The 19027-nt window shown below is 72.0% G+C and carries 18 protein-coding genes; 13 read left to right on the plus strand and 5 right to left on the minus strand.

Annotation, left to right across the window (positions count from 1 at the left end):
- Positions 1-27: 27 nt before the first annotated feature.
- Together G6R13_RS08605 and G6R13_RS12485 are read left to right on the plus strand one after the other, a co-directional pair.
- Entirely contained in the window at positions 28-1014 is a 987-nt protein-coding gene (locus G6R13_RS08605) for an ABC transporter ATP-binding protein (protein ID WP_095353399.1), read from the plus strand.
- 3 nt (positions 1015-1017) lie between these two features.
- A complete protein-coding gene (locus G6R13_RS12485) occupies positions 1018-2907 on the plus strand; it encodes an ABC transporter permease (RefSeq protein ID WP_163721435.1) in 1890 nt (629 codons plus the stop codon).
- 16 nt (positions 2908-2923) lie between these two features.
- Here the strand turns inward: G6R13_RS12485 and G6R13_RS08615 are convergent, their stop codons facing one another.
- Entirely contained in the window at positions 2924-4426 is a 1503-nt protein-coding gene (locus G6R13_RS08615) for an MFS transporter (protein WP_240335725.1), read from the minus strand.
- 102 nt (positions 4427-4528) lie between these two features.
- Here G6R13_RS08615 and G6R13_RS08620 point away from each other — a divergent pair, with 102 nt between their 5' ends.
- The 8 genes from G6R13_RS08620 (at position 4529) to G6R13_RS08655 (ending at position 11228) form a co-directional block, all read left to right on the plus strand.
- A complete protein-coding gene (locus tag G6R13_RS08620; RefSeq protein ID WP_163721437.1) occupies positions 4529-5092 on the plus strand; it encodes a hypothetical protein in 564 nt (187 codons plus the stop codon).
- On the plus strand, positions 5092-6018 hold the full coding sequence (locus G6R13_RS08625) for an exodeoxyribonuclease III (protein WP_163721439.1): 927 nt from the start codon (positions 5092-5094) through the stop codon (positions 6016-6018). The genes G6R13_RS08620 and G6R13_RS08625 overlap by 1 nt, the downstream gene beginning before the upstream one ends.
- 26 nt (positions 6019-6044) lie before the next feature.
- Complete coding sequence (trpS, locus tag G6R13_RS08630; RefSeq protein ID WP_002856591.1) at positions 6045-7127, plus strand: tryptophan--tRNA ligase; 1083 nt, start codon at positions 6045-6047, stop codon at positions 7125-7127.
- A gap of 182 nt (positions 7128-7309) precedes the next feature.
- Positions 7310-8071 carry an ABC transporter ATP-binding protein gene (locus tag G6R13_RS08635; RefSeq protein ID WP_163721441.1) on the plus strand — a complete coding sequence of 254 codons (762 nt, stop codon included), beginning with the start codon at positions 7310-7312 and terminating at the stop codon, positions 8069-8071.
- The gene (locus tag G6R13_RS08640; RefSeq protein WP_163721443.1) at positions 8068-9351 is read left to right on the plus strand and encodes an ABC transporter permease; all 1284 of its coding nucleotides are present in this window, start codon (positions 8068-8070) and stop codon (positions 9349-9351) included. Before G6R13_RS08635 ends, G6R13_RS08640 begins: the two co-directional genes overlap by 4 nt.
- 58 nt (positions 9352-9409) lie before the next feature.
- Complete coding sequence (locus G6R13_RS08645; protein WP_144919085.1) at positions 9410-10006, plus strand: hypothetical protein; 597 nt, start codon at positions 9410-9412, stop codon at positions 10004-10006.
- Between the two features lie 78 nt (positions 10007-10084).
- Positions 10085-10699, plus strand: coding sequence for a hypothetical protein (locus G6R13_RS08650; RefSeq protein ID WP_180951241.1), 615 nt, complete (start codon positions 10085-10087; stop codon positions 10697-10699).
- A 7-nt stretch (positions 10700-10706) separates the two neighbouring features.
- Entirely contained in the window at positions 10707-11228 is a 522-nt protein-coding gene (locus tag G6R13_RS08655) for a hypothetical protein (RefSeq protein WP_101965726.1), read from the plus strand.
- Positions 11229-11411: 183 nt separating this feature from the next.
- Here G6R13_RS08655 and G6R13_RS08660 read toward each other — a convergent pair whose 3' ends face one another.
- The 4 genes from G6R13_RS08660 to sdhC form a co-directional block, all read right to left on the minus strand.
- On the minus strand, positions 11412-12203 hold the full coding sequence (locus G6R13_RS08660; protein ID WP_036381948.1) for a succinate dehydrogenase iron-sulfur subunit: 792 nt from the start codon (positions 12201-12203) through the stop codon (positions 11412-11414).
- A complete protein-coding gene (gene sdhA / locus G6R13_RS08665; protein WP_036314558.1) occupies positions 12203-13990 on the minus strand; it encodes a succinate dehydrogenase flavoprotein subunit in 1788 nt (595 codons plus the stop codon). Before sdhA ends, G6R13_RS08660 begins: the two co-directional genes overlap by 1 nt.
- A 77-nt stretch (positions 13991-14067) precedes the next feature.
- Positions 14068-14547, minus strand: coding sequence for a succinate dehydrogenase hydrophobic membrane anchor subunit (locus tag G6R13_RS08670; RefSeq protein ID WP_036314556.1), 480 nt, complete (start codon positions 14545-14547; stop codon positions 14068-14070).
- A gap of 3 nt (positions 14548-14550) precedes the next feature.
- On the minus strand, positions 14551-14955 hold the full coding sequence (gene sdhC, locus G6R13_RS08675) for a succinate dehydrogenase, cytochrome b556 subunit (RefSeq protein WP_078025777.1): 405 nt from the start codon (positions 14953-14955) through the stop codon (positions 14551-14553).
- 246 nt (positions 14956-15201) lie between these two features.
- Between sdhC and G6R13_RS08680 the strand changes: the two genes are divergently transcribed.
- The 3 genes from G6R13_RS08680 to G6R13_RS08690 all read left to right on the plus strand — a co-directional run bounded on the left by G6R13_RS08680 (position 15202) and on the right by G6R13_RS08690 (position 18973).
- The gene (locus G6R13_RS08680; RefSeq protein WP_044659646.1) at positions 15202-16353 is read left to right on the plus strand and encodes a mannose-1-phosphate guanylyltransferase; all 1152 of its coding nucleotides are present in this window, start codon (positions 15202-15204) and stop codon (positions 16351-16353) included.
- A 61-nt stretch (positions 16354-16414) separates the two neighbouring features.
- Positions 16415-17671 carry an amidohydrolase gene (locus G6R13_RS08685; RefSeq protein ID WP_061866929.1) on the plus strand — a complete coding sequence of 419 codons (1257 nt, stop codon included), beginning with the start codon at positions 16415-16417 and terminating at the stop codon, positions 17669-17671.
- A gap of 144 nt (positions 17672-17815) precedes the next feature.
- The gene (locus G6R13_RS08690; RefSeq protein WP_159227963.1) at positions 17816-18973 is read left to right on the plus strand and encodes a BMP family ABC transporter substrate-binding protein; all 1158 of its coding nucleotides are present in this window, start codon (positions 17816-17818) and stop codon (positions 18971-18973) included.
- Positions 18974-19027: the final 54 nt, after the last annotated feature.

The raw sequence follows: 19027 nt of genomic DNA on the forward strand, positions 1-19027 counted from the left end.
CGGGTGGTGCGCCTATGCTGTCGCCTTGTGAGTCACACCACTCTGCACGCGTCCCCCGGCGACGCCTCCGTCATCCGTGCCCGTGGGCTGCGCAAGCAGTACGGCGAGTTCCACGCCGTGAGGGGCATCGACCTGGACGTGCGCCCCGGTGAGTGCTTCGGCCTGCTCGGTCCCAACGGCGCGGGCAAGTCCACCACCATGCGCATGCTCGCGGGCACCTCGCAGCGCACCGCGGGCGAGCTGACCATCCTGGGCATCGACCCGGAGGAGGACGGGCCGGCCGTCCGTGCGCGCCTGGGCGTGGTGCCCCAGCAGGACAACCTGGACGAGGAGCTCACCGCCCGGGAGAACATCCTGATCTACGGCCGCTACTTCGGTCTGCCCTACTCGTACCTGCGGCCCAAGGCCGAGGAGCTGCTGGCCTTCGCCCAGCTCACCGAGAAGGCGGACGCCAAGGTCACCGACCTCTCCGGCGGCATGAAGCGGCGGCTCGTGATCGCCCGCGCCCTGGTCAACGAGCCGGCCCTCTTCCTCCTCGACGAGCCCACCACGGGCCTGGACCCGCAGGCCCGCCACATCCTGTGGGACCGCCTCTACCGGCTCAAGGAACGCGGCACCACGCTGCTGCTGACCACGCACCACATGGACGAGGCGGAGCAGCTGTGCGATCGGCTCGTCGTGGTCGACGGCGGCGAGATCATGGCCGCCGGCACCCCCGCCGAGCTCATCCGCGAGCACGCCTCCCGCGAGGTCCTCGAGGCGCGCTTCGGCGCGGACCGCAACGAGGCCGCGGCCCGCACCGTCCAGGCCCACGCGGGTGACGGCGTCGTGCACCGCGTCGAGGTCCTCCCGGACCGCGTCCTCGTCTACGCCCGACGCGCGGACGACCTGCACGACGTCGTGCAGCGCCTCGTCGACGAGGGCGCCCTGCCCGCCCCCGTCACCACGCTGACCCGCCGCGCGAGCCTCGAGGACGTGTTCCTCATCCTCACCGGCCGCACCCTGGTGGACTGACCCGTGCCGTCCCCCACCACGACGACGGCCCCCGGCCCCGCCTCGCCCGCCGAGCCGCTGCGCCCGCCGGTCACCGCGGCGGCGTCCGCGGAGCGCGTGAAGCGCCGCGGCGTCCTGCTCTACGCCGAGCACCAGCTGCGGAACATGCGCCGCTACGGCGCGGTGCTGCTCGTCGGGGCGCTCGGCGAGCCCGTGCTCTACCTGCTGGCCATGGGCCTGGGTCTGGCCCAGCTCATGGGCGGCGGGATGCCGCAGGACGCCCTGGGCGGGGTCTCCTACGTCGCGTTCATCGCCCCGGCGCTGCTGGCCTCGGGCGCGCTGATGACCGCGTCCGTCGAGTTCTCCTACCCGGTGATGGGCGGGTTCCAATGGCAGCGCACGTACTACGCGGCGCAGGCCACTCCGCTGTCTCCGGCGCAGATCGCCCTGGGCCACCTCGCGGCCGTGAGCCTGCGGTTCGTGTTCCAGGCCGCCGTGTTCCTGCTGGTGATGCTGGCGTTCGGCGTGGTCTCGAGCCCGTGGGCGTGGGTGCAGGTCCTCACCGCCACGCTCGGCGGGCTCGCCGTCGGCGCGCCGATCATGGCGTTCGCGGCCTCCCTGAAGGAGGACAAGGGCCAGTTCGCCACCCTGCAGCGGCTCGTGGTCATGCCCCTGTTCCTGTTCTCCGCCACCTTCTACCCGCTCGAGGCGCTGCCGGTGTGGCTGCGCTGGATCGGCTGGCTCTCCCCGCAGTGGCATGCCGCCCAGCTCGGCCGCGTGCTCTCCTACGGGATGGCCGAGCCGGCCTGGCTCACCGTGGCACACGTGGCGTTCCTGCTGGCCCTCGCGCTGGGCGGGGCCTGGCTCGCGGTGCGGATCTACACGCGCCGCCTCGGCTGGGTCCGCGGCACCCCGGACCGCGACGCCGTCACGGCCGCCCGTCGGGACCGTGCCCCGCGCCTGGGCCGCCGTGCCCCGCGCCTGGGCCGCCGTGCCGCGCGCACCGGGGCCGCCCGCGCCGACGTCGCACCCGCCGCCGCGCAGGCGGAGCCTGCCGCGCCGTCGTCGTCGGTGGTGCGGGAACACGCCGTCGCCGTGCCGCCCATGCCCGAGATCCCCGTGCGCCGCGGCCCGCTGGCCGGCGCATACTCGGGCAACGTGCGCGCGGTGATGGAGCGGGCGTTCCTCTCCCTCAAGTCCAACAACTGGGTGGTGTTCTTCTCCGGGTTCTTCGAGCCCGTGCTCTACCTGGCCTCCATGGGGCTCGGGCTCGGTGCGCTGGTCGGCGACGTGGCCGGCCCGGATGGCACCCCCGTCCCGTACGGCATGTACCTCGCCCCCGCGCTGCTGGCGGTCTCGGCGATGAACGGCGCCATCTACGACTCCACGTGGAACGTGTTCTTCAAGCTGCGCTACGCGAAGACGTACCAGACCATGCTCTCCACGCGGCTGGGCCCGCTGGACGTGGCACTCGGGGAGATCGCGATGGCGCTGCTGCGCGGGCTGATCTACGCGGTCGGCTTCCTGATCGTCATGACCGTGGCCGGGCTCGTCACCTCGTGGACGGCGCTGCTCATGATCCCCGGCGCCCTGCTCGTGGCGCTGGGCTTCGCCTCCCTCGGCATGGCGGTGACGAGCTGGATGAAGACGTTCCAGCACATGGACTGGGTCCAGATCGTGCTGATGCCCATGTTCCTGTTCTCGGCCACGTTCTTCCCGCTCGCGGTCTACCCCGAGCCGATCCAGTGGGTGATCCGCGTGTTCCCGCTGTGGCATGCGGTGGAGATGATGCGCGCGCTCGCGGTGGGCGCGCTGAGCTGGGCGACCGCCGGCCACGTCCTCTACTTCGTGGTGATGGCCGGCGTCGGGGTGTGGCTCGCCGCCCGCCGGCTCGGCGCGCTGTTCCTGCGCTGAGGCCCCCGCGGGCCGGTCAGGCCGCGCGCACGGCGCGGCGCCGCCGGACCACGTCCAGGGCCGCGACCGCGGCGGTGAGCGCCCAGCACACGGCCACCATGCCCATGGCGGTCGAGGCCGCGTGCGCGTACGCCGCGGCCGACGGCGGACCGGCGCTCTCGGCTGCGGCGCCGGCCAGGGCCGCGAAGAACGCGCCCGTCACCACGGACAGGCCCAGGGCGGTGCCGAGGCGCTGCGCCGTCTGGGCGACGCCGCCGGCCGCCCCCGCCTCGTGGCCGGCGACGTCGTCCATCATCAGCACCTGCGTGCTGGTGAGCAGCAGCGCCTGCGAGGCCGACTGCACGATCAGCCCCACCCCCACGATCCACGGCGACCACGCGCCGGCCGCGCTGCGCTCGAACGCGAGCGCGAGCACCCCCAGCGACACGAGGCCCACCAGAGCGCCGAGCAGCACGAGCACGGGCCCCCGCCGCTGCACCATCGAACCCACCCACGGGGACAGGGAGGCCACGACGACGGCGCCGGGCAGACCCACGAGGCCGGCCTCGAGCGGCGTGAACCCCATGCCGCGCTGCAGGAAGATCGCCACGATCGCGAACACCGCCGGCATGGTGGCCAGGTAGATGGTGGACTCGAGCGCGCCGATCGTGAAGGACGGCCGCCGGAACAGGGCCGGGTCCACCATGGGCTGCACGCCGGTGGCCGACGCCCGGGCCTTCACGCGCTTCTCCCACAGCCACCACGCCGTCACGAGCGCGGCGGCGAGGACCAGCAGCCAGGCGGTGCCCGGGACGATGAACGGCACCATGAGGCTCACCCCGCCGGCGCCGAGCAGCAGGGCGCCCACCGGATCGAGCGCGGCGATCCCGCGTGGTCCGGGGGCGGGGGGCAGGCCGTGCACGCGGGTGGGCGGCGGCAGCCAGAGGGCGCCCATCGCGACGGCGGCCAGGCCCACGGGCACGTTCATGAGGAACGTGGAGCGCCAGCCCCACTCGGGGCCGAACGCGCCGAGGAACAGCCCGCCGAGCAGGGGCCCCACGGCCACGCCGAGGCCCACCACGGTGCCGAACAGCCCGTAGGCCCGCCCGCGGGCGCGGCCGTGGAAGTTCGACTGGATGAACCCGATGACCTGGGGGTTGAACACGCCCGCGCCCAGGCCCGTGAGCAGGCGCCCGGCATTGAGCAGCAGGGTGTCCCCGGCCAGGCCGGAGAGCAGGGAGCCGAGCATGTACAGCGTGATGCCCGCCAGGAACAGGTTCTTGCGCCCCCACAGGTCGCCGGCGCGGCCCGCGGCCACGAGCACGGTGCCGAACGTCAGCGTGTACCCCGCCAGCACCCACTGCAGATCCGCGCTCGTGGCGTCCAGGCCCGACTCGATGGCCGGCAGCGCCACGTTCACCACGGACACGCTCATCAGCGCGAGGAAGAGCGGCATGAGCAGTGCGGTGAGGATGCGGCGCTGGTCAGGGGTGAAGGCCCCGGACGCGGGGTCGGCGGGGTGCGGGGGGCGGGGGGTCATCGCCTCAGGATAGGCACCGACGCGGGCCGCCCGATTCGGACCCCACCCCACGATGCGGGATGATGGAGGGCAGACCCCACGAGCCCCTCCGGAGGAGCACCCATGTCCCAGTCCCTGACCCCCGGTCCCGACGGCGCGCGCCGCGGCCCCCGCGCCGGCCTGCGCGTGGGATCGCTCGGCTTCGTCGCGATGATCGTCATCCTGATCGTGGCGATCATCTTCGCCGCGAACCAGAACGACGTGATCGGGTGGCTCGTGGTCGCCGTCGCCGCCGGCTGGCTCGTGTTCGCGGTGGTCGTGTACCTGCAGATGCGCCGCGGCGTCCAGGCCGCGGGCCGCAAGGTGGACACCGCCATGCAGAACGCCCGCGCCGACGTCGCCGCCCTGCGCGGCCGCGACGCCGACGCCGCCGCCCCCGCGGTGGCCCCGCCGGCGCCGGCCGCGGACCCCCTGCGGGACACCAAGCTGGACCACTCGTTCAAGATCGCCCAGGTGCAGGTGCGCGTGGTGCGCGAGCAGCTCGCCGCGGGCGAGGGCATGGACCGCGAGATGGTGGACCGTGCCCTGGAGACCATCGACATCACGGCCTCCAACGCCCGCGACATGATCAAGGAGTCCCGGGCCGGTGGCGCCGAGGGCCCGGTGAGCGGGACGGTGATCGGCTGATGACGGCGCTGCCCGAGAAGGACCCCGTCACCGGGAAGTACCCCGAGCCCGCCGAGGGTGAGCCGGTGGTGCACGCCAACGCCGGGGCGCCCAAGGCCGACGGCGCCGTGCGCGTGGCCACCGTGAACGTCAACGGCATCCGCGCCTCGCACCGCAAGGGCATGCGGGAGTGGTTCGCCGGCCGCGGCGTGGACGTGCTCACCCTCCAGGAGGTGCGCGCCCCAGCGGACGTCACGGCGCAGCTGGTCCGCGAGATCGTGGGCGAGGACTGGGACGAGGTGCACCTGGCGGACGCCGTGGCCGCCGCCAAGGGGCGGGCCGGCGTCGCGATCGCCTCGCGGTTCCCGCTCGGCGAGGTCCGCACGGGCATCGCCGACGCCGACGGGTACTTCGACGACGCCGGCCGCTGGATCGAGGCCGACCTGCGCCTGCCGGACGGCTCGCCGCTGACCGTGGTCTCCGCGTACGTGCACTCGGGCGAGGTCGACACCCCGAAGCAGGCGGACAAGTACCGGTTCCTCGACGAGATGGTCCGCCGCCTCTCCGAGCTGGCCGCGGGGGAGGGGCATGCCCTCGTCACGGGCGACCTCAACGTGGGCCACACCGAGCTGGACATCAAGAACTGGAAGGGCAACGTGAAGAAGGCCGGCTTCCTGCCCGAGGAGCGCGCCTACTTCGACCGGTTCTTCGGTGAGCTCGGCTTCACGGACGTGCACCGCGCCCTCGCCGGGCCGGTGCCGGGCCCGTACACGTGGTGGTCCATGCGCGGCAAGGCCTTCGACAACGACGCCGGGTGGCGCATCGACTACCACATGGCGACCGCGGGCCTGGCCGAGCGGGCGACGACCGCCGTCGTGGACCGCGCCCCCAGCTGGGGCACCCGCTTCTCCGACCACGCCCCGCTCGTGGTCGACTACCAGTTCTGACCGTGCAGGAGAGACCCGAGGCTGAGATGACCATGAAGAAGAACTCCGTGCAGGACGTGCTGGCCCAGGACGCCGCCGCCACCGCCCACCTGGCCGGCGCGTCCGCCCGGCACCGCGTGCTCTCCGGCATGCAGCCCTCGGCGGACTCCCTCCACCTGGGCAACTACCTCGGCGCCCTCGTGAACTGGGAGCGCACCCAGGCCGACTTCGAGGCGTTCTTCTTCATCCCCGACCTGCACGCCATCACCGTGCCGCAGGACCCGGCCGCGCTCGCGGAGCGCACGCGGGTGGCCGCCGCGCAGTTCATCGCCGGCGGCATCGACCCCGAGCGCTCCACGCTGTTCGTCCAGTCCCAGGTGCCCGAGCACGCGCAGCTGGCGTGGGTGCTGACCTGCATGACCGGCATGGGCGAGGCCATGCGCATGACCCAGTTCAAGGACAAGTCCGCCAAGCAGGGCGCGGACGCGGCCGGCGTCGGCCTGCTCGCGTACCCCATGCTCATGGCCGCGGACATCCTGCTCTACCAGCCGCACGGCGTGCCCGTGGGCGACGACCAGCGCCAGCACGTGGAGCTCACCCGCGACCTGGCCCAGCGCTTCAACCACCGCTACGGCGAGACGTTCGTGGTGCCCACCGGCTTCTACCCGGAGACCGGCGCGCGCATCTACGACCTGCAGGACCCCACGTCGAAGATGTCCAAGTCCGCGGCGTCCCCGAACGGGCTCATCAACATCCTCGAGGAGCCGAAGAAGACCGCCAAGAAGATCAAGTCCGCGGTCACCGACGACGGCACCGAGGTGCGCTTCGACCGCGAGGCCAAGCCCGGCGTCTCCAACCTGCTGACCATCCTCTCCGCGGTGTCCGGCACGCCGATCCCGCAGCTCGAGGAGGAGTTCGTCGGCAAGATGTACGGGCACCTCAAGGTCGCGGTGGCGGACGCCGTCGTCGAGCGCCTGGCCCCCGTGCGCGAGCGCGCCCTCGCGCTGCTGGACGACCCCGCCGAGCTCGACCGCATCCTCGCCGCCGGCGCCGAGAAGGCCCGCGCCGTGGCCACGCCCGTGCTCGAGGACGTCTACGCCAAGGTCGGCTTCCTGCCGCCGCTGCGCTGAGCCGGGCCGCACCGGCCCCCCCGACGACGGCCCGCGCCCCCGACCTGCGGGGGACGCGGGCCGTGGTGTTTCTCCGACTCGAGTCGGAGGCGGCGGCGCGTGCGTGGCTGTCAGGATGGAGGCACTGCCTCCGCTCCTGCCGCAGCGGGGGCGAGCCCCACCGACAGAGGAGTGCCGGAGCCATGTCCACCGCGGTCCCCATCCCCGCCGTCGCCGAGGTCCCGCCCGGCGCCGAACCCGTCCTGGAGACGGAGAACCTCGTCAAGGTCTACGGCCGCGGGGCGTCCCGCTTCGACGCGCTGAAGGGCATCACCCTGCAGATTCAGCGCGGCGAGTCCCTGGCCGTCGTCGGCAAGTCCGGCTCCGGCAAGTCCACCCTGATGCATCTGCTGGCGCTGCTGGACCAGCCCTCCGCCGGCGTGGTGGCGATGGACGGCCGTCCCGTCTCCCAGCTCAAGGCCGCGGAGATCTCCCAGCTGCGCAACGAGCGGTTCGGCTTCGTGTTCCAGCAGTTCTTCCTGAACCCGAACCAGACGGTCCTGGAGAACACCGTGCTGCCGCTGAAGATCGCCGGCGTGGGCCGGGCCGAGCGCGCCCGCCGCGGCATGGCGGTGCTCGAGCGGCTCGAGCTCGCGGACAAGGCGAAGAACAAGGCCACGGACCTCTCCGGCGGCCAGAAGCAGCGCGTGTGCATCGCCCGCGCGCTCGTGAACAACCCGACGGTGCTGTTCGCGGACGAGCCCACGGGCAACCTGGACTCCGCCACCTCGGCGGCCGTGGAGGACATCCTCTTCGGCCTGCACCGCGACGAGGGCATCACCCTCGTGGTGGTCACCCACGACGACGACCTGGCCGCCCAGTGCGACCGTCGCGTCGAGCTGCAGGACGGCGTGGTCATCGCCGACGAGCGCGTCGGCACCGAGCGGGACGGAGCACGGGCATGAAGGCCACCGACGTCGCGGGCACGGCGCTCGCCAACACGATGCGCTCCAAGCTGCGCACCTTCCTCACCGTCGTCGCGATCGTGATCGGCGCGTTCACGCTGACCCTCACCACGGGGCTCGGCGCGGGCATCAACAAGTACGTGGACAACGTGGTCGAGGGCTTCGGCAAGCCCGGTGAGCTGACCGTGATGAAGCAGCAGGACATGTCCTCGGCCGGCGCGGCGAGCGGTTCGCCCCAGGAGTACACGGAGCAGGACGCCGCCGGCGGCGAGATGTTCGGCATGCCACTGCTCACCCAGGAGGACCTCGCCGCGATCGAGGACACCGAGCACGTCACCGAGGTGAAGACCTATCGGGTGGCCGAGCCGGAGTACATCCAGGGCCCGGACGACCGCAAGTGGCAGACCGGCTTCATGGGCAGCTCCGGTGAGATCGACATGCTCACCTTCTCCGCCGGCCGTGCCCCCGAGGCCGGCGCCGCGGAGATCGTCATGCCCGAGTCGTGGGTGGAGGACCTGGGCGCCAGCGACGCCGAGGACCTGGTCGGCACGGAGCTGACCGTCGTGGCGGCGACCCCGCTGCAGGAGCAGAAGTCCGTGAAGGCCACCGTGGTCGGTGTGACGAAGGCGGCCGCGTCCGGTGCGGGCACCGCCCCGACGCCGTCGGAGTCGCTCGAGCAGGAGATCTACGACATCACGACGGAGGGCCTGCCGGAGTCCCAGCGGGACACCTACTTCCAGGCCACGGCGATCGTGGAGGACCCGGAGGCGAACGAGGACGCCGTGAAGCAGGCGCTGGCCGACCAGGGCCTGCTGGCGCAGACCCTCGAGGAGCAGCTCGGCGTGATCCGCGGCATCATCGACGCCGTCACGTGGGTGCTCACCGGCTTCGCGCTCATCGCGCTGCTCGCCGCCAGCTTCGGCATCATCAACACCCTGCTCATGGCGGTGCAGGAGCGCACCCGGGAGATCGGCCTCATGAAGGCCCTCGGCATGACCGGCGGGAAGATCTTCGGCCTGTTCACCATGGAGGCCGTCGTGATCGGCCTGCTCGGCTCGCTGATCGGCATCGGCCTGGGCGTCGCCGTCGGACTCATCGCGAACCAGGTGCTGACCACCGGCCCCCTCAGCGGCGTCACCGGCCTGGTCCTGTTCGCGGTCAACCCCCTCGCCCTGCTGCTGATCCTGCTGCTGATCGTGGCCATCGCGTTCATCGCCGGCACCTTGCCCGCCCTGCGTGCGGCCCGGAAGGATCCCATCGAGGCACTGCGGCACGAGTGATCCTGCCACCGCGCCCGTCACCGCCACCACCGTCACCCACGACACCGAGGAGCACACCATGACCACCGATCGACCGAACCCGAACCCGGAGCAGCCCGCCGTGGGCTCCCGCTACGGCACGCAGCCCTACGCGGCCCCGGGCTACGGCGCCCAGCCGGGCAGCCCGTACGGCATCGTCCCGGAGCCGGCCGCGTTCCCCGCGCTCCTGACGCTGACGCTCACGTCGCTCGCGCTGTACGTGCTGTCCTCCCTGCCGGCCCTGTTCGGCGGCGAGGAGAGCATCGAACGCATGCGGGACTCCCTTCGCCAGAGCGGCCTGACCCCCGAGCAGGTGGAGGAGATCGCGCCTGTCGTGGGCGCCTCCGTGACGGTGGGCACGATCATCGTCCTGCTCATCGGCGTGGCCCTGTACGCCCTGGTGTACTTCAACCTCCGCGGGGCCAAGAACTGGGCCCGCATCCTCGGCATCGTCGTCGGGATCCTGGGCACCCTCAGCGCCGTCGGCGGCATCTTCTCCTTCGTGACCTACCCCGGCATCGGCGGCGTGCTGGCCTCCGTGCTCAGCCTGGCGCTGGTGATCGTGAACATCCTGTGGCTGGTCAAGGCCTTCAACCCGCAGGTCGCGGCCTACACCCGTCAGGGCCGCCGCGCCTGACCCCGACGCCGTTCGCCGGCGGCGAGTCCTGGGTCGCCAGCCCTCGCCCCGGCGTCGGCCAGCGGAGACCATGGCGACATGGCCTCCGATCATCGACCCCCGCATCCCGTGTCCCCCCACCCCGACGACCTGGACGGCGGCGGGCGGCCCGTGGTGGGTCCGGACGAAGCGCGGCGGCGCATCGCCGGGCACTCCGGCCCGGACGCCCGCCCGCTCATCCGCCCCGATGCCCGCACCCCCGGCGTGTTCCGGGCGCTGCTCGGGCTCACGGTCGCGTCCGCGGTCCTCTACGCCGCGTCGATCCTGCGGAACCTCCTCCCGGGCGCGGCCCAGGACATCGCGGACTCGCTGCCCGAGGGCGGCGCGCAGTCGCCCGCGATGACCGCCGAGGCCATCGAGGGCGCCCTCACCGGCAGTGTCTGGTTCGCGACCCTGCTGGGTCTGGCGGTCTACGCGATCGTCCTCGTCGGCCTGACCCGGCACAGCAACACGGCGCGCATCATGGGTGCCCTGTTCGCCTCGATCGCCATCTTCGTGACGCTGCTGGGGGCCATCCGCCTGTTCGTCTTCCCCGCCGGGGACGTGGTGCTGCCCCTGGTCCTGGGCGGGCTGTTCGCGCTCGTGAACGCGGCCTGGCTCGTGTGCGCCTTCAACCCGGGCCTCGCAACGACCTTCCTGCGCCGCCGGGCATGATGGGGGCATGCACCCCCTCGACGACGATCCCCACGAGACCACGGACCCCGCCCCCGATCTCGCGTCGCTGCGTCCCCTGCGCCTGTTCCAGACCGTCACGGCCGTCACGGGCGCACTGAGCGCGGCCGGCGTGGGGGGCGTGCTCGCGCTGCAGTCGACGCCCGGCTACGCCCGCGCCGTGCTGGAGGCGCGCTCCTGGGGCGCGAGCGAGGTCACCGACGCCGACGTCGCCGCGTTCCTCACCCCGGCGGGGGCGTGGCCGGTGGCCGCCGCGGCGGTGGTCGTCCTGACCCTGGTGCTCCTGGCCGGCATCACCCGCCGCATCCGGGCCGTGCGCCCCGTGGGGAGCGTGCTCGTGGTGCTGGGGATGCTCACGGCGGCCTTCTGGATGGTCGACGGCGGGCGGATGGTGCAGGCCGGGGGAGGGGGTCCGGTCGTGCTGGGCGCCGTCGTCGGGATGCTCGTGTCCAGCGCGGTGTGGCTGCGTGTGGCGCACCGGCGGGAGACGCGCGCCGCCTTCGACGTCTGAGCTCGGACCGCCCCCGCCTCCGCCTCCGGTCCCGCCCGTCCCCACGCTGAGGCCCGCAGACACACCGCTACGCCGGGCCGGTGACGGCGCGTCTGCGGGCCTCGGCGGGAGGGGGCTCCGCCCACGACGACGGCGGCCCGCCTCCTCGTGCGAGGAGACGGGCCGCCGTCGTGGTGCGGGGGATCAGAACTGGCGGGCCAGGATGGCCTGCTTCACCTCGGCGATCGCCTTGGTCACCTGGATGCCGCGGGGGCACGCGTCGGTGCAGTTGAAGGTCGTGCGGCAGCGCCACACGCCCTCCTTGTCGTTCAGGATCTCCAGGCGCATGTCGCCGGCCTCGTCACGCGAGTCGAAGATGAACCGGTGTGCGTTCACGATGGCGGCCGGGCCGAAGTACTGGCCGTCCGTCCAGAACACCGGGCAGGACGAGGTGCACGCGGCGCACAGGATGCACTTCGTGGTGTCGTCGTAGATCGCCCGGTCGGCCTGGGACTGGTAGCGCTCCTTGGTGGGCGCGTGGCCCTCGGCGACCAGGAACGGCATGATCTCGCGGTAGGACTGGAAGAACGGGTCCATGTCCACGATCAGGTCCTTCTCCACCGGCAGGCCCTTGATGGGCTCCACCAGGATGGGCTTGGACAGGTCGAGGTCCTTCAGGAGCGTCTTGCAGGCCAGGCGGTTGCGGCCGTTGATGCGCATGGCGTCGGAGCCGCACACGCCGTGGGCGCAGGAGCGGCGGAACGACAGGGTGCCGTCGTGGTCCCACTTGACCTTGTGCAGGGCGTCCAGCACGCGGTCGGTGCCGTACATGGTCAGGCGCCACTCGTCCCAGTAGGACTCCTCGGAGGACTCCGGGAGGTAGCGGCGGACCTTGAGCACGATGTCGAAGCTCTCGACCTCGCCTGCGCCGCCACCGGCGGACTGGGTCTGCGCCTGGGCCACGGGGGCCTCGGTCTCGGTTGCTGAGTGGCTCATCAGTACTTACGCTCCATCGGCTGGTAACGGGTCACGACGACGGGCTTGGTCTCGAAGCGGATGCCCTTGACGCCCTCCATCTCCGCGGTCTCGTCACGGTAGATCATGGTGTGCGCCATGAAGTTCTCGTCGTCGCGGTCGGGGTAGTCCTCGCGGTAGTGCCCGCCGCGGGACTCCTTGCGGCCCAGGGCCGCGAGGGTCATCGCCTCGGCGATGTCCAGGAGGTAGCCCAGCTCCATGCCCTCGAGCAGGTCGAGGTTGAAGCGGCGGCCCTTGTCCTGGACGGACACGTTCTCGTAGCGCCCGCGCAGCTCCTCGATCTTGGCCAGTGCGCGGCGGATCGAGTCCTCGTCGCGGAAGACCTGCATGTCCGCGTCCATCGACTCCTGGAGCTCGGCGCGGATGTCCGCGACGCGCTCGGAGCCGGTGGCGGAGCGCAGGTTCTCGATGTGCTCCACGGTCGGCAGCTCGCCGCCCTCGGGCAGCTCCACCCAGTCCGCCTGCGCGGCGTACTCGGCGGCGTAGATGCCGGCGCGGCGGCCGAACACGTTGATGTCCAGCAGCGAGTTGGTGCCCAGGCGGTTGGACCCGTGCACGGACACGCAGGCCACCTCGCCGGCGGCGTACAGGCCCGGCACGACGGTGTCGTTGTCCTGGAGGACCTCGGCCTGGATGTTCGTGGGGATGCCGCCCATGAAGTAGTGGCAGGTGGGGAACACCGGCACCGGCTCCGTGTAGGGCTCGACGCCCAGGTACGTGCGGGCGAACTCGGTGATGTCCGGGAGCTTCTCGTCGATGTGCGAGGGCTCCAGGTGCGTCAGGTCGAGCAGCACGTAGTCCTTGTTGGGGCCGGCGCCGCGGCCCTGACGGACCTCCTCGGCCATGGACCGGGCCACGATGTCGCGCGGGGCGAGGTCCTTGATGGTGGGGGCGTAGCGCTCCATGAAGCGCTCGCCGTCCGCGTTGCGGAGGATGCCGCCCTCGCCGCGTGCGGCCTCGGAGAGCAGGATGCCCAGGCCGGCCAGGCCGGTCGGGTGGAACTGCACGAACTCCATGTCCTCGAGCGGCAGGCCCGCGCGGTAGGCGATGGCCATGCCGTCGCCGGTGAGGGTGTGGGCGTTCGAGGTGGTCTTGTACACCTTGCCGGCGCCGCCGGTGGCGAAGATGACCGACTTGGCCTGGAAGACGTGGATCTCGCCGGTGGCCAGCTCGTAGGAGACGACGCCGGCGGTGCGCTTCTGCTTGTAGGCGGTGCCGTCCTCGCGCACGGCGTCCTCCTCCACCAGCAGCAGGTCGAGCACGTAGAACTCGTTGAAGAACTCCACGTTGTGCTTGACGCAGTTCTGGTACAGCGTCTGGAGGATCATGTGGCCGGTGCGGTCCGCGGCGTAGCAGGCGCGGCGCACGGGCGCCTTGCCGTGGTCACGGGTGTGGCCGCCGAAGCGGCGCTGGTCGATCTTGCCCTCGGGGGTGCGGTTGAAGGGCAGGCCCATCTTCTCGAGGTCCAGCACCGCGTCGATGGCCTCCTTAGCCATGACCTCCGCGGCGTCCTGGTCCACCAGGTAGTCGCCGCCCTTGACGGTGTCGAACGTGTGCCACTCCCAGTTGTCCTCCTCGACGTTGGCGAGGGCCGCGCACATGCCGCCCTGGGCCGCGCCGGTGTGGGAACGCGTGGGGTAGATCTTGGTGAGGACGGCGGTGTGCGCGCGCTGACCGGCCTCGATGGCCGCGCGCATGCCCGCGCCGCCGGCGCCGACGATCACCACGTCGTACTTGTGCACCTGCATTCAGGTCTCTCTTTCTGGGTGTCTGTGACGCGGCGGCCGCTCGGGCCGGCCGCACCGCAGGGTGAGCGTTTCCGAGGTCAGCCGCAGAAGGCCGGGGAGCCCTCGAGCAGGGCGCCGGAGGCGTCCACCATGCAGGGATCGAAGGTGAAGATCACCAGGGTGCCGAGGATGATGATCACGGCCGTGGCGATGTACAGGATCATCGTCAGCCAGAAGCGGGCGCTGCCGCGACGGGTGTAGTCGTTGATGATCGTGCGCACGCCGTTGGCGCCGTGCAGCATGGCCAGCCACAGGAGGGCCAGGTCCCAGAACTGCCACAGCGGGTGCGCCCACTTGCCGGCCACGAAGCCGAAGTCGATGGCGTGGATGCCGTCGCCCACCAGCAGGTTGGTGGTCAGGTGCACGGCGATCAGCACGACGAGGAAGACGCCCGAGATGCGCATGAACAGCCAGGCGAGCATCTCGAAGTTGCCGCGGCCGCCGCCGTCGCGCGTGTACTTGGGGTCCAGACGGCGGCTGCGGGGCGCCGCGATGGTGGTCTCAGCGGTGGTGCTCATGGCTCAGTGACCTCCGAGTGCGAGGCTGAAGTGACGGATGGCGAAGCCCAGGGTCAGGACGACCCACAGCCCCAGCACGATCCACAGCAGGGTCTTGTGGTGCTGGGTGCCGCCCTTCCAGAAGTCGACCAGGATGATGCGCAGGCCGTTCAGGGCGTGGAAGATGATCGCCGCGACGAGGCCGGCCTCGCCGAGCGCGAAGTACCACGTCTTGTACGAGCCGATCACGGCGTTGTAGGCCTCGGGGGAGACCCGGACCAGGGCCGTGTCCAGCACGTGGACGAGCAGGTAGAAGAAGATGACGACGCCGGTGACGCGGTGGCCCACCCAGGACCACATGCCGCCGTGGCCCCGGTACAGGGTTCCGCGGCCGTTCTTGGCCGGGGCCTGCGCAGTGGCGCTAGACACGGTTGATACCTCCAGGGGGAATGCACGATCCCGGTCCTCCGCCGTGGGACGACGACGGGCAGGGGCGTGTGCGAGTGGATTCCTCCACCTAGGGTAGACCCTTCCCGCGCCTCCGTGCCCGACCGGGACCCGGGCGACCACTGTGACGCGTGCGGCGCCCCGCCGCCGTCCTGTTCGGTCTGGGCTGTGCCCCGCCTGGGACGCGTCGAGTGGTCCCCCGTCCGGACGGTTCCGTAGTCTGGCCCGGTGAGCACCGATCCGAACCTGACCGATGCCCCGCGCGAGGCCGCGCCGGGCACGGCCCTGTCCCGCTTCCACGCCGTGATCCCCGCCGGGGGCGTGGGCACCCGCCTGTGGCCCCTCTCGCGGGCCGCCGCGCCGAAGTTCCTCCACGACCTCACCGGCTCGGGCCAGACCCTGATCCGTGCCACGTGGGACCGTCTGGCGCCCCTGGCCGCGGGCATGCTCGTGGTGACCGGGGAGGCCCACCGGGAGGCGGTGTGCACGCAGCTGCCGGCCCTGGCGGAGACGGATCTGGTGCTCGAGCCCTCGCCCAAGGACTCCGCGGCCGCCATCGGCCTGGCCGCGGCGATCCTCTCCCTGCGCGACCCGGACACGATCATGGGCTCGTTCGCGGCGGATCAGGTGATCTCCCCGGTGGAGGTCTTCCAGGACGCGGTGCGGCAGGCCGTCGAGACGGCGGCCACGGGCCGGATCGTGACCATCGGCATCGAGCCCACGCACGCGGCCACGGGCTTCGGCTACATCCGCCGGGGCCGCCGTCTCCGCGTGGCCGGCGCCCCGGACGCGCACGACGTCGCCGCGTTCGTGGAGAAGCCGGACCTGAAGGTCGCCCAGCAGTACGTGAAGTCCGGCCGCTACCTCTGGAACGCGGGCATGTTCGTGGCGCCCGTGGGCCTCATGCTGGCCCACCTCGAGGAGAACGAGCCCGCGCTGCACGCCGGCCTGATGGAGATCGCCCGCGCGTGGGAGACGCCGGAGCGGGACGAGGTCATGGCCCGGGTGTGGCCCGAGCTGACGAAGACCGCCATCGACTACGCCGTGGCCGAGCCCGCCGCCGCCGTCGGCGACGTGGCCGTGATCCCCGGCTCCTTCACGTGGGACGACGTGGGGGACTTCGCGGCGATCGCCCGCCTGAACCCGGTCAGGGACGCCTCCGGCATCACGGTGATCGGCGACACTCCGCGCGTGTACTCGGACGACGCGTCCGGCGTCGTGGTGACGGACACGAAGCGCGTCATCGCGCTGATCGGCATCGAGGACGTCGTCGTCGTGGACACCGAGGACGCGCTGCTGGTCACCACCACGGAGCACGCCCAGGAGGTCAAGAAGGCCGTCGAGGCGCTCAAGGCGGAGGGCGTGGACGAGGTCCTCTGACCGCGCCCTGGGCCGGGTCCGGCCCGCACCGACCGGCACCCCCGGAGTAGGGTGCTGGGCCATGACCACCTCCGACTCCGTGCTGACCGGGCCCCGTCCGACCTCCGTCCCCTCGGTGGGCCCCGTGGTGGCCGAGCTCGAGGACGAGATCGTGTCCTTCCGCCGGGACCTGCACCGGCATCCCGAGCTCTCCTATGAGGAGTACCGCACCACCGACCGCATCGTGGAGCTGCTCTCCGGCTACGGGCTCTCGCCCGTGCGGATGGAGTCCACGGGCGCCTACGTGGACGTCGGGGAGGGGCCGGTGGTGCTGGCCCTGCGCGCGGACATCGACGCGCTGCCGGTCGAGGAGGAGACCGGCCTGCCCTACGTGTCCGTCAATGACGGCGTCGCGCACGCGTGCGGCCACGACATGCACACCGCCGTCATGGCGGGTGTGGCCGTCGCCCTCGGCCGCATCCTCCGCGGGGCCACCGCCGACGCCGACCTGCGCGCGGCCGGCGAGCGGGTCCACGGCACGGTCCGCGTCATCTTCCAGCCCGCGGAGGAGCGGCTGCCCGGCGGCTCCCTGGCCGTGCTGCGCCAGGGGATCCTCGACGACGTGCCCCGCATCCTGGCGGCGCACTGCGACCCCCAGGTCGACGTCGGCTCGATCGGCACCCGCATCGGCGCCATCACCTCGGCGGCGGACACGATCCGGATCACCCTCACCGGACGCGGTGGGCACACCTCGCGGCCCCACCTCACCGAGGACATGGTCTTCGCCCTGTCCCAGATCGCCGTGAACGTGCCCGCCGTGCTCTCCCGGCGGATCGACGTGCGCTCGGCCGTCTCGGTGGTGTGGGGGCAGATCGCCGCCGGCAGCGCGCCCAACGCGATCGACAACACCGGCTACCTGGCCGGGACCATGCGCTGCCTCGACGCGGACGTGTGGGAGGAGGCCGGTGCGCTGCTCGACGAGGTGGTCCGGCAGGTGGCCGCGCCGTACGGCGTGCACGTGCAGCTCGAGCACGTGCGCGGCGTCCCGCCGGTGCACAACACCGAGGGCGAGACGGCGCTGATCGAGACCGCGGCGCGGCGGGAGCTCGGCTCGCGGGCGATCGTCCTGACCCCGCAGTCGATGGGCGGCGAGGACTTCGCCTGGATGACCCAGAAGGTGCCCGGCTCCATGCTGCGCCTCGGCACCCGGTCCCCGGGTGGCCCCATCTACGATCTGCACCGCGGGGACTACGCGCCGGACGAGCGGGCCATCGGCGTGGGCATGCGGGTCTTCACCGCCGCCGCGCTGCAGGTGCTCACGGGCGAGGACCACCACTGACCCCGCCGCCCGCACCCGCCGGAGGGGACGGGCCCACCGTTCGGTAGACTCGCGCTCATCCGGACGGGGCCGCCCGCACGGGCCCCGTCTTTCCGCGGCCACCGGCCGCGGGCCTCGCACCGTGCCTTCCGAAATGAGGACCCCATGGGCATCGCCACCCCGTCGGCCGCGCGCCGTCGTCGTCTCCTGCTCCCCGTCGCCGCGCTCGGCGTCTCCGGCCTGTTGCTGACCGCGTGCGGCGCCCCGCCGGAGCAGTCCGAGGCCTCGGGCTCCGGCGCCGCCGAGAGCGAGGCCATCGCCACCGTGGACGGCGTCGGCTCGGACAACAACGACTACAAGGCCTGCATCGTCTCGGACGAGGGCGGCTTCGACGACCGCTCCTTCAACCAGTCCTCCTACGAGGGCCTCAAGGCCGCCGAGAAGGCCTACGGCATCACCACCAGCGAGGCCGAGTCGAACGAGCCCAGCGAGTTCACCCCGAACGTGACCGCCATGGTCAACGCCGACTGCGACGCCGTCATCGGCGTGGGCTTCCTCCTCGGCGACGCCATGAAGCCGATCGCCGCGCAGCACTCGGACACCCACTTCTTCGGCGTGGACGTCACCGCGGAGGGCTTCTCCGACAACTTCCAGAAGCTCACCTACGACACGGCGCAGGCGGCGTTCCTGGCCGGGTACCTGGCGGCGGGCACCACCGAGACCGGCACCGTGGCCACCTATGGCGGCATGGAGATCCCCACCGTCACCATCTTCATGGACGGCTTCGCCCGCGGCGTGGAGCACTACAACGAGGTCAAGGACAAGGACGTCAAGGTCCTGGGCTGGGACAAGGACGCGAAGACCGGCTCCTTCACGGGCGACTTCAAGAACGTGGCCAACGGCAAGACGAACACCGCCAACTTCATCAACGAGGGCGCCGACATCGTGATGCCGGTGGCCGGCCCCGTGGGCCTGGGCACCCTGGACGCCGTCCGCGAGGCGAACCAGGGCGGCAAGGACGTCAAGGTCATCTGGCCGGACTCGGACGGCTACGAGTCCACCAAGGACGGCAACCTGATCCTCACCTCGGTGAAGAAGAACATGGGCCAGTCCGTCGCCGACGTGATCGCCGCGGACCTGAAGGACGAGTTCTCGGCCGAGCCCTACGTGGGCACGTTGGAGAACAAGGGCGTCGAGCTGGCCCCGTTCCACGACTTCGAGGACACGGTGCCGCAGGAGCTCAAGGACGAGCTCAAGGATCTCGAGGCCAAGATCGTCTCGGGCGAGCTGAAGGTCGGCTCGGAGTACTCCCCGGAGGCCTGACCCGCCTCGCCACCGCCGCAGGGCCGGCCCGGACCCCTCCGGACCGGCCCCGCG

It is taken from the genome of Micrococcus sp. Alg238-R198 (assembly GCF_900537135.1).
GTDB classification, from domain to species: domain Bacteria; phylum Actinomycetota; class Actinomycetes; order Actinomycetales; family Micrococcaceae; genus Micrococcus; species Micrococcus luteus.